8 protein-coding genes, 1 tRNA gene and 1 pseudogene are annotated in these 9446 nt (G+C 45.0%); 4 read left to right on the top strand and 6 right to left on the bottom strand.

The features are described from left to right. Positions 1-3: 3 nt before the first annotated feature. The 3 genes from IM515_RS26115 to IM515_RS08000 are packed head-to-tail and all read right to left on the bottom strand — an operon-like array spanning position 4 to position 1642. Positions 4-567 carry a hypothetical protein gene (locus tag IM515_RS26115; protein WP_287628177.1) on the bottom strand — a complete coding sequence of 188 codons (564 nt, stop codon included), beginning with the start codon at positions 565-567 and terminating at the stop codon, positions 4-6. Then, the gene (locus tag IM515_RS26120; RefSeq protein WP_287628178.1) at positions 477-704 is read right to left on the bottom strand and encodes a hypothetical protein; all 228 of its coding nucleotides are present in this window, start codon (positions 702-704) and stop codon (positions 477-479) included. The genes IM515_RS26115 and IM515_RS26120 overlap by 91 nt, the downstream gene beginning before the upstream one ends. After that, a complete protein-coding gene (locus IM515_RS08000) occupies positions 701-1642 on the bottom strand; it encodes a homogentisate phytyltransferase (protein WP_287628179.1) in 942 nt (313 codons plus the stop codon). Before IM515_RS08000 ends, IM515_RS26120 begins: the two co-directional genes overlap by 4 nt. A 61-nt stretch (positions 1643-1703) precedes the next feature. On the opposite strand from IM515_RS08000, the gene IM515_RS08005 reads away from it, so the two are divergent. Continuing rightward, a tRNA-Ser gene (locus tag IM515_RS08005) sits at positions 1704-1790 on the top strand. Positions 1791-1936: 146 nt separating this feature from the next. Here IM515_RS08005 and IM515_RS08010 read toward each other — a convergent pair. Next, positions 1937-2599, bottom strand: coding sequence for a class I SAM-dependent methyltransferase (locus IM515_RS08010; RefSeq protein ID WP_287628180.1), 663 nt, complete (start codon positions 2597-2599; stop codon positions 1937-1939). 106 nt (positions 2600-2705) lie between these two features. On the opposite strand from IM515_RS08010, the gene IM515_RS08015 reads away from it, so the two are divergent. Further along, complete coding sequence (locus IM515_RS08015; RefSeq protein ID WP_287628182.1) at positions 2706-5819, top strand: hybrid sensor histidine kinase/response regulator; 3114 nt, start codon at positions 2706-2708, stop codon at positions 5817-5819. Positions 5820-5833: 14 nt separating this feature from the next. Here the strand turns inward: IM515_RS08015 and IM515_RS08020 are convergent, their stop codons facing one another. Together IM515_RS08020 and IM515_RS08025 are read right to left on the bottom strand one after the other, a co-directional pair. Beyond that, on the bottom strand, positions 5834-6583 hold the full coding sequence (locus IM515_RS08020) for a class I SAM-dependent methyltransferase (RefSeq protein WP_287628184.1): 750 nt from the start codon (positions 6581-6583) through the stop codon (positions 5834-5836). A gap of 80 nt (positions 6584-6663) precedes the next feature. Next, a complete protein-coding gene (locus IM515_RS08025; RefSeq protein ID WP_271992474.1) occupies positions 6664-7155 on the bottom strand; it encodes a hypothetical protein in 492 nt (163 codons plus the stop codon). A 192-nt stretch (positions 7156-7347) separates the two neighbouring features. Here IM515_RS08025 and uvrB point away from each other — a divergent pair, with 192 nt between their 5' ends. After that, the gene (gene uvrB / locus IM515_RS08030; protein ID WP_287628183.1) at positions 7348-9351 is read left to right on the top strand and encodes an excinuclease ABC subunit UvrB; all 2004 of its coding nucleotides are present in this window, start codon (positions 7348-7350) and stop codon (positions 9349-9351) included. A gap of 4 nt (positions 9352-9355) precedes the next feature. Continuing rightward, positions 9356-9446: pseudogene (locus IM515_RS08035) on the top strand (flagellar assembly protein H); the annotation flags it as partial.

A 9446-nucleotide genomic window follows, 5' to 3' on the forward strand; every position in this document is an offset into this window, starting at 1 on the left:
CTATTAACAACTTATGCTTGTAAAGCTTGTATAGTAAAGCTTTGAGTTTTTGTTAGATTGATATTTATCAACTTTAGAGCATTGCTGGACAGAGAGGGAGCTTGGGGAATTTTCTACATTGTAAGTTCGGAAGAACCATAAAGATACTCCTACAAACATCTGATGTCTGCCATAAGCAGCAATCAATAATTGACCATTTTTAGGGACAATTCTGGTTAAATAATGGGGGATCAATTGGGCTGCCGAAGAACCAGTTACTAAGTCTAATCCGAGACTATTTCGATACCCTTGCAAAAAAGGAAAAACAGAAATAACCATGGGTTCGGTGGTGTATAAATCTCCTTCCGTGCCAAATCCTCGATCGCCGATAGCTGTGGTAAAATAGCGTTCGATGTGACGTTTGGCCATTTCCACCTGTGCCGAGGGAGAATAGAGAGAATCGGCTGGTAAATCTTCCCTGAGAATCGCTAAACTAGCTAAACCTGCCGCACCTCTGGCCCGTGCATTCCAGTTACTAGCTGCGTCTCCATTCCATCCATCTTTGGATAAACGGGTTGATCTTGCCACAGTTTCCAAACACCATTTTTCAGGGTTAAACGAAGGTTGCCGGTTAATAATTGCGGATTGATAGTTTCTTGACTAGGTGCGCTTGTACCACCTAGCAAAAGTAAGGGAATGGCCGCTAAAAAAGGAGATGTTTTCATATTAAACAAGCAAGGGGAAATATCAGGTATTCCAGGAAGAATAATTTCCAAATAAATTGGTAGAATTGGCTGATTTCGCTTTTATCTTCTAAATTTACTCTGCGACTACGCCACCAAAGAAGAACAAGTAGGAGCAGATGGGCGACAATGGCCAGAGAAGAATTAATTCCCGTTATCCCCAAGAGAGCGACGACAATCATAGCTGCATAACACAGAGAAATTGTCAATAGGGAAATTGTTAAGATTTTTTCTGGGCCGAGCAGCAGGGTAAAAGTGGTAATTTGGTAAATGCGATCGCCTTCTAGGTCAGGAACATCCTTGAAAATAGCGATCGCAACGGTGAAAACGAGAACAAAAGCTGTTAAAACCCAGACCGAGGGATAGATAGACTGATTTTGATTAATAACTGTGTTGTAGTGGCGAAAAAGACCTAAATTAACGATGACACCCCGGACGGTAAAAATACAGAAGGCGGACCAGAGGGGAAAGCGTTTTAAACGCACTGGTGGCAAGGAATAGGCAGTGCCGATAAGTAAACTAATCCCCACGGTGATTAACAGCCAAAAACCACCGATAAAAGCCAGTATAATTGCTAAAATACCGCTTAACCCCACGATTAACCCCCCTGTCAACCGAGAAAATTCGCCCTTGGCTAGGGGAAGATGGGGTTTATTGATTTTATCGATGTCGATGTCTTCCAACTGATTTAAACCGACGATATAGACATTACCCGCAAGACAAGCAGTCCAAGTGAGCAATAAAACCGACCAATGGCTAAAAAAATCGCTAATATTGCCTAAAGCAATTAAATACAGACTTAAAACACTTAAAGAAGTGCCGATAATCGTATGGGGACGGGAAAATTTCCAGAGACTCCCTAACCAGTGGAGAAAGTTAGGCCGGGGATGGTTAACTGGAAGAAAAGGAGCTTGATTCATAAAAAAAATCAATCCTAGGGCAAGTAATCTGTTAAAATAATAATCCAGACTCAAACCCTGTGGAGAGGTGGCAGAGTGGTTGAATGCGGCAGACTCGAAATCTGCTTTAGGGTCACACCTAACGTGGGTTCAAATCCCACCCTCTCCGTGGAACTGATAACTTAGTGCTGTCGTTAAGGATATTAAGGGATGTAGCGTTGCCGTGGCTGGTTTGGAACTGGTGACTAGATTTAGACAACAAAAATCAACCCTAATTGTGAAGAGCAAAAGCTTTTCTAATCCCCCTTAACTTCTTCACTTTTTCATGGCCAGGGTCAAACCATCACCAATGGGAATAATACTGATATTTACCCGTTCATCCTGCTGAATTTTGGCATTAAGGGAACGGATAATTTTGGTGCGATTATCGGTGCTATCGGCCGCCGCTACCCGTCCCGACCAAAAAACATTATCGATAGCGATAATTCCGCCCTTTCTGACCAATTGTAAAGCCCGTTCGTAGTAGGGATCATAATTACTTTTATCGGCATCGATAAAGACAAAATCAAAACTATTACCTTCTCCCCCGGCGATTAATTGATCTAAAGTCTCCAGGGCCGGAGCAATTCTTAAATCGATTTTATCAGCGACACCGGCCTGCTGCCAATAACGACGGGCTATACTGGTATATTCTTCGCTCAGATCACAGGCGATGAGCTTGCCTTCTGGGGGTAAAGCTAAGGCCACCACTAGAGAACTATAACCAGTAAAAACCCCTATTTCTAGGGCTTTTTTCGCCCCGATCACCTGTACCAAAAAAGCCAGAAACTGACCTTGTTCGGGGGCAATCTGCATGACTGCCAGGGGTTGAGAGGCAGTTTCTTGACGTAATTGAGCTAAAATCGGAGATTCTCGCAGACAGATAGATTGATAATAGGAGTAAAATTGTTGATCGAGTCCAAGAGTTTGATTAGCCATAAAAAAATTGCTAAAGGATAGAGTTATCGAGTAAAATTCTGGGTAATCTGAAGCTAGAGAGACCGTATTGGTTAACCAAAAAGGAAGACTTGGCAGGAAGCAAATCATGATGAAACCCGACTCGGATCATCTCTTTAACGAAGATATCGAACAGTTGTTAGAGAGTTTAGAAGACAAAGACGCCGACGGTAATGAGGCTCTAGACGAACTCAGCTTTTTATTGGAGCAGAGTCCCTCTCCAGCAGCCAGATCTGGGGACTCTCTTAGCCAAACCCCGTCTTCCTTGACCTCGGAAAGGGAATTAGAGGAACTGTTTGGCGATAGCATCAATTGGAAAGATGCCCCGACTAATAATCTTTATTCTACCCGTGAGCCGGCTGCCAAGGCGGAACTGGAAGATGGGGATGATCTCGCATCTCTGCTGCTAGAAGATGCAGCAGATGCAGACTCAGAAGCAATTATAGCCATCAGCCACCCTAATTTTTACGACAGCCTCGAAGACTTAGAAGCTTTTCTGGAAAAACCCACGCCACCGGCGCAACCGCCACTACCAGACATCTTTGAATCCCTAGGGGTCCTTCTCTGGGAATCCCCAGCAGTGGACCTGGTGGCGGCGGTGGAACCTCTGACAGGGTTAGAATCACTGGAAATTGCGCCAGAAAGCCTCCTAGAGGATGAATTCAAGGATTTAGAAAAACTCCTCGAAGAAACCAATCAGGTGATGGCAGCAAATCCGGCGGCCAGTGTCAGTTCACCAGTCGGGTCAAAAAACCTGCGTCCCCTTGTCAGTAAAGCTTTTGAACAGACGATGCGGGTGCCGATCAAACAATTGGATAACCTCAGCAATCTGATCGGGGAACTGGTGGTTAAACGCAATCGCCTGGAAGAGGAACAGGATCGCCTGCGTCTCTTTTTAGATAATTTGCTAACCTGCGTCCAACATCTGGGGGATGTGGGCATTCGGATGCAGGATCTCTATGAAAGAAGCCTCCTAGAAGGGGCTTTACTGGCTAGTCGCAATTACGGTGGTGCCATCGGTTACGGTAGAGTTCAGGGAGAAAATCAGGGGGATTCGGCCATGGCTGGTCAACTAGATGCCCTAGAGATCGACCGTTTTACCGATTTCCATTTATTATCCCAAGAGATGATCGAATTGATCGTACGAGTGCGAGAATCGGCCTCTGATCTTCAATTTGTCGTCGATGAAACCGATCAGGTGACGCACAGTCTGCGACAGGCCACCACTCAACTACAGGAAGGGATGACCAAATCGCGCATGGTTCCCTTTAGTCAAACTGCCGATCGCCTACCCCGGGCAATTCGCGATATTTCCCTGAAACTCGATAAACAAGCCAAATTAAAAGTGGAAGGGGGTGATGTTCTCATCGATAAGATGATCCTCGAACATCTGAATAGTCCCATGACCCATTTGGTCAACAATGCGATCACCCACGGCATTGAATCACCCCAAGAACGCCTGGCCAAAGGGAAACCCGCCCTCGGTACCATCTCTGTGGGGGCATTCCTACAGGGTAATCAAACCGTGATCACCGTTAGTGATGATGGGGCCGGTATTGATGCTGATCAGGTGAAAGGCAAGGCGATCGAAAAAGGCCTGATCGGCTCTCAGGAAGCTGAACACCTCAGTCCCCAAGAAGTCTATGAACTCCTCTTTCACCCCGGTTTTAGTACCAAAGATCAGGCCGATGATTTTTCCGGTCGTGGGGTGGGTTTAGATGTGGTGCGGACCAGTTTAATCGATGTGCGCGGGACCGTTACTATTGACTCGGTACTGGGCAAAGGAAGCACTTTTACGCTCCGTTTACCCCTAACCCTGACTATCTGTAAGGCCCTCTGTTGTGTTAGTAATCATGCCCGCATCGGTTTCTCCATGGACGGAGTGGAAGATATGAAGGATTTCCGGGCCAGCGAGATGCAAATCGATCGGGAGGGACGGCGCTGCGTTTTCTGGCAAAATACTTTACTACCCTTCCAACCCTTGAGCGAATTGCTTTCCTACAATCGGCAACTAAGTCGCGGTAGTTTTTATACTAGCAAACAGGAGGAAGACTCTTTTTCGATCGTGATCCTGCGCGGTGGTAATAATCTCCTCGCAGTACAGGTGGATCAAGTGATCGGTGAACTGGAAATCGTCATCAAACAGATCGAAGGACCGATTCCGAAAACGGCTGGGATTGCTGGGGCGACGGTTTTGGGGGATGGTACGGTGATGCCGATCGGCGATGTGTTAGAGTTAATTGACATCGCCAGGGGTCGTCTGCGTACCGATAACGGTGGTCTTTGGCGCCAACCTGTCCCTCCCGTAGCGGTGGAAACTAGCCAAAAATCGGAGGCTATGGTTCTGATTGTCGATGATTCGATTACTGTCCTGGAATTGCTCTCTTCAAGCTTTAGTAAAGCCGGTTATCGTGTGGAACAGGCCCGGGATGGTCAAGAAGCTTGGGAAAAATTACGCGGCGGTTTGCCCTGTGATATCGTTTTCTGCGATATCGAGATGCCCCGCATGAATGGCCTAGAATTACTCTATAATTTGCGAAAAGACCCCCGATTAGCGTCGATTCCCGTGGCTTTATTGACTTCCCGAGGAGCGGAACGTCATCGTCAGGTGGCGGCGACATTAGGAGCTAGTGGTTATTTTACCAAGCCCTACACGGAAAGAGATTTACTCTCGGCGGCTGAAAGAATGATTGCGGGGGAAGTGTTACTAGCTAATAGTATTAAAGCGACTTCTAATCGGTCTTTATCCACGGATACAACGATTATTGACAGTAATCCCGCTAATTTCTTTGCACAATCGACTCCTCGGGTCTTGATTGTCGATGATTCGGTAACGGCGCGGGAAATGTTAGCGATTTCTTTGGTTAAAGCTGGTTATCGCATTGAAAAGGCCCGAGACGGTTTAGAAGCATGGGAAAAATTACGGGCTGGATTAGCTTGTGATCTGATTCTCTGCGATCTGGAAATGCCTCGCCTGAATGGGTTAGAATTGCTCTCTCGTCTGCAAGAGGATGAACAACTTCAGGGGATACCAGTAGCGATGATTACCTCGCGAGGGTCGCAAAAAATGCAGCATCTCGCCGCTGCTAAAGGGGCAAAAGGTTATTTTGTCAAGCCCTATATTGAGGATGTTTTACTGTCGGCAGCCCAACGTTTAATCGCTGGTGAGGTATTAATCCAAAAGGACAGTCCCGTGGATTAGCTTGGGTTAACTTGCTAATTTGAATTTGTTTTCTGAAAAATAATTAAATGTTGTTGGGGCAAAGTCTCGATAATTTCTTCTGGCACTAAACCAACAGCGGCCATTTCTTTTTCTACCTGTCTGCGGGTCATTTTATGAAGGGCTTTGATGGGAATCAGGGGATTTTCTCGACGGTATTCTACTAATACCACCCTACCATCGGGTTTTAAGGATTTGACCAGATTCTCCATCATCTCGCGGGGAGAGGAAAACTCGTGATAAGCATCGACCATTAAAGCTAAATCGATCGCATTTATAGGCAATTTGGGATCGGTTTCTGTCCCGAGAATTGTGGTGACATTCTTAACTTGGTTTTCCTCGGCTAAAAAATCAATTGCCCCTAACATTTCTGGTTGCACATCGACAGCGAAAACTTGTTCTACTAAATTCGCCATAGGAAAACTAAAATAACCTGTACCTGCGCCGATATCTGCCACTAGATCTGTGGGTTTTAAATCTAGTGCCGTGATCAGATCATCGGGTTTTTCTGTGAAACGGCGACTAGGACGTTCTAACCATAACATTTCTTGGTGTCCCATGACTTGAGCGATTTCCCGTCCTAGATAAAATTTACCGATACCATCGCGACTATGAAGCGATCGAATCTGATAATATTGCTGCTGCGCTGAAACTGAAGCATCGTAGGTAAAATTTAATAATCCGAAACCGCAGAAAACCACTATTAGAAACGAGACAATTAAGAAAAATTTTTGCTTAAACAGCATCGGGATTAAAAACGGTGGGCTAGAAAAAATAAATTCCCTGTCCGGGACAGGGAAAAAATCCATCTTGATCAACAAAACAATTAATCCAAAAATCCCATTAAAGTTTCGGGATCATCGATTTCATTGGAAGCAACGGGACGATTCCCCATGACTGTATAAGTTTCGCTAATGTGCAGATGACTGAGAGCGATCGGACGATTGCCAGAGATCGCTAGAGTGCTGCTAACTTCCATACCACTGGAGACCACGGGACGAGCGCTACCGACGGAAGAATAGGTACTAACCACTTTCAGATGGCTAACTTCCACGGGACGGCCTCCGGGTAACATTTCATCTTCTTTAAAATGAAGATGGCTAGTACCGATGGGACGATTTTCCGGTAATCGGTCTTCGGGTTGATAGAGTTTTAATCCCTTGGATTCCTTATCGGCACTACCTTTGACCGAAAGAGCGACCACTTCTTTATCCTTGGCGGTTTTAGCTGTAGTAGCTTTACCGCGTGAGCTGCTGGTTTTTTCTTCTGTAGTTGCTGGGGTTTGAGTCCCGTTCGTTTCTAGATTTTCCACCGTCATAACCTGATACTCCTTTCCGTTAATAGCTTCGGGGAAACGATAAGATTTAAGTTTAGGGTATTCTCGAAGACTTTTAATCTTTTTTTAAAATCCTCTCTAATATTAAGATACATCTTTCTTTCCCCAAAACCCTATCAGTGTTGGTAATTTGATTGATAATTTATTTTGCCTGTTCTCTACACCTAGCCGCTAATGACCGCTTTTCAACTACAAGCACCCTTTCAACCCACCGGGGATCAACCGGCAGCGATCGATAAATTAGTAGATTCCCTGCAAAACCAGCATCGTTTCCAAACCCTCTTGGGGGCAACTGGCACCGGCAAAACCTTCACCATTGCCGCTGTGATCGAGAAAATTGGCAGGCCTACCCTTGTCCTAGCCCATAATAAGACCTTGGCTGCCCAATTATGTAACGAATTGCGGCAATTTTTCCCCAATAACGCCGTGGAATACTTTATCAGCTATTACGACTATTATCAACCGGAGGCTTATATTCCCGTCAGCGATACCTACATCGAAAAGAGTTCTTCGATTAATGATGAGATCGATATGCTGCGCCATTCGGCCACGCGCTCGCTGTTTGAACGCAGGGATGTGATCGTCGTCGCTTCGATTAGTTGTATTTATGGTTTGGGAATGCCAGCGGAATACCTAAAAGCGGCGATTTCCTTAACAGTTGGTCAAGAGTTCGACCAAAGGCAATTATTACGGGCCTTGGTGTCAGTGCAGTACAATCGCAATGATTTGGAGTTAACTCGCGGCCGTTTTCGTCTGAAGGGCGATATTTTGGAAATTGTTCCCGCTTACGAGGATCGGGTTATTAAAATTGATTTTTTTGGCGATGAGATTGAAAGTATTCGTTATCTCGATCCCCTGACGGGGGAAGTTTTGCAAAAATTAGAGCGAATTAGTATTTATCCGGCCCGTCACTTTGTTACCCCGGAGGAACGTTTAGAGGTAGCCTGTCGGGATATTAAAACCGAGTTAGATAAGCGTTTATTGGAGTTAGAAAAAGCGGGCAAATTACTGGAAGCGCAACGGTTGGATCAGCGGACTCGTTATGATTTAGAAATGTTGCAGGAAGTGGGTTATTGTAATGGCGTGGAAAATTATTCGCGGCATTTAGCGGGTAGGTTAGCGGGGGAACCGCCGGAATGTTTGGTGGATTATTTTCCCCAAGATTGGTTATTAGTTGTGGATGAGTCTCATGTCAGTGTGCCGCAAATTCGCGGGATGTATAATGGCGATCAATCACGAAAAAAAGTTTTGATCGATCACGGGTTTCGTTTACCGAGTGCAGCCGATAATCGTCCTTTGAAGTCGGAGGAATTTTGGCAGAAAGTTAATCAATGTATTTTTGTTTCGGCCACTCCGGGAGATTGGGAATTAGAACAGTCAGAAAATCGCATTGTTGAGCAAATTATCCGACCGACGGGAGTTTTAGACCCGGAGATTTTTGTGCGACCAACCGAGGGACAAGTGGATGATTTATTAGGGGAAATTAAGGAGCGAGTGCGTTTAAATGAAAGGGTTTTGATTACCACTTTAACTAAACGCATGGCCGAAGATTTAACCGAATACTTGCAAGAAAGGGGAATTAAAGTTAGATATCTACATTCAGAAATTCAATCAATTCAACGGATTGAAATTATCCAAGACCTGCGAGAAGGGGTCTTTGACGTGCTGATCGGGGTAAATTTGCTTCGCGAGGGTTTAGACCTGCCGGAAGTGTCTTTAGTGGCGATTTTAGACGCAGATAAGGAAGGATTTTTAAGGGCTACCCGCTCTTTAATTCAAACTATCGGCCGGGCTGCTCGTCATATTCGCGGTCAGGCAATTCTTTACGGAGATAATCTCACTGATAGTATGATTAATGCGATCGAAGAAACCAAGAGACGGCGAGCTATTCAAGAGGAATATAATCAGAAACATGGGATTATTCCGCAACCGATTGTTAAAAGGTCGAGTAATTCAATTTTGGCTTTTCTGGATATTTCTCGTCGCCTAAATTCCCAACAATTAGAGCAGGTTTGTGAGAATATAGAAGAACTTTCTTTAGAACAAATTCCCGAGTTAATTCAACAATTAGAAGCGCAAATGAAAGAAGCGGCGAAAAATCTAGAATTCGAGGCAGCGGCTAAATATCGTGATCGCATTAAGCAATTGCGAGATAAGTTATTAAATCACGTTAGATAAACCTATGACTAGATTTATTCATGACCAGTTTGCCAAAGATTATCTCGAAGAATTATTATCTTCTCTGGGAGAAGTAAAATCGGCACGGGTTGTAC

Source organism: Microcystis sp. M44BS1, from assembly GCF_020244875.1.
GTDB classification, from domain to species: Bacteria; Cyanobacteriota; Cyanobacteriia; order Cyanobacteriales; family Microcystaceae; genus Microcystis; species Microcystis panniformis.